Source organism: Streptomyces sp. NPDC002130, assembly GCF_040296465.1.
GTDB lineage: Bacteria > Actinomycetota > Actinomycetes > Streptomycetales > Streptomycetaceae > Streptomyces.
Genome location: NZ_JBEOXI010000932.1, coordinates 1 through 1,299, shown reverse-complemented (window position 1 = coordinate 1,299; position 1,299 = coordinate 1). Strand labels below are relative to the sequence as shown.

Genomic DNA, 1,299 nt, shown 5'->3' with positions numbered 1-1,299 from the left:
AACGCCGCCTCCAGGTCGTGCTGCGAGTACGTGCGGAACGCCACGTGCGTGTCGGCGGACCGCGCGAACCGGCTCGATGTCCCAGCCCGGTTCGATCTTCAGTTTGATCCGAAGGTATCCGGCGTCGAGGAAGCCGCCTACCTCCTCGAGCAGTTCGTCGATCGAGTTCTTGATACCCACCGAGACACCGGCCGGTACGCGATCGACTACTGCGCCGAGGTACGAAGACATGCTCGTCCCGCAGGCGCGCAACTCGGCGTCGAGGAAAGCGGTTTCCAAGGCCGCTTTGGCCATCGGGTGTCCGGCGAACTGTTCCATCGCGGCGCTCAGTGCGTGCACGTCGGGATCGGTGAGTTCGCCCAGAGACGGGATCAGGAACTTGCGAAGTACTTCGGCGGCGCCGTCCGTGTATTCGGAGCAGTAGCGAGGCTCGGACATCGCTACGCACTCGCCCCAGCCCTCCGACTCGGAGGTGACGACCTTGACGAACAGCACGTCCTTGGTGGTCTCCGTGCCGAACGAGGTCCGGAACGGCGCCTTCAACGGCAGTGCTGCCCGGCGTAATTCAACTCCGTCGATCTTCACGAGGTAACCTCCGCTGTTGTCCTGCCTGCCTGTGTTCCCGGCGCACGGTCCAGGACATACTTTCCGGTCCTGGTGACAGCGAGAACCACTCCGTTCTCGGCGAGCACACCACCGAGAGTCTCGCGGACTGCCAGGCGCCAGTCGTTCGCCGCCGCCGGGTCCGACTTACGCAGTGTGTACACGTCATTCGGTGTAGCCACCGTGACGAAACGATTCTTCGTCGACTTCAACACGGGCAGGCCGGCTTCGGAGATGGACAACAGTTCGCTGGCTCCCAACGACTCGGGAGTCGGGACCTCTCCCGAACCGGCGACGACGTCGGAAACCTTGCTGCTACCGATTTCCCAGTCGATCAGCAACCGGTCGCTGTCTGCGCCGCCGTTGAGACTGTCGTTCATCGGCGCGTAGAAACGCGGCAGATACTGGATCGGGAACGCACCGAGTTTCGAGACGTTGAAGTAGGCATTGCGCGCGACGAGCGGGTCGAAAGTCCACCGCACGTGGAGAATTCCCCGTTCCAGTGCCCATGCTCGCTGGAACAGTTTCAACGCGAGGCCGATGTGCCCGTTCTGCACGTTCGGGAGGATCCCCGTGATGTGTGAATGCAACGAACGATGTTGCGGTTCCTCGAAGAATGCGACCGAGCCGCCGATCAGATCTCCGCCACGAAAAGCGCCGGCGACGTAGTTACCGGAGTGCGCGAGCGCTTTCATC

Annotated in this window: 2 protein-coding genes; both read right to left on the bottom strand. The window is 62.6% G+C overall.

Translation table 11 applies throughout. From position 1 onward, the window contains the following. Positions 1 to 585: enolase-like domain-containing protein (locus ABT116_RS47110; protein ID WP_502984085.1), on the bottom strand; the 585-nt coding region annotated here is incomplete at its 3' end. Further along, the coding region (locus tag ABT116_RS47105; protein ID WP_351647521.1) for a GNAT family N-acetyltransferase at positions 582 to 1,299 on the bottom strand (718 nt) is incomplete at its 5' end. The genes ABT116_RS47105 and ABT116_RS47110, both read right to left, overlap by 4 nt.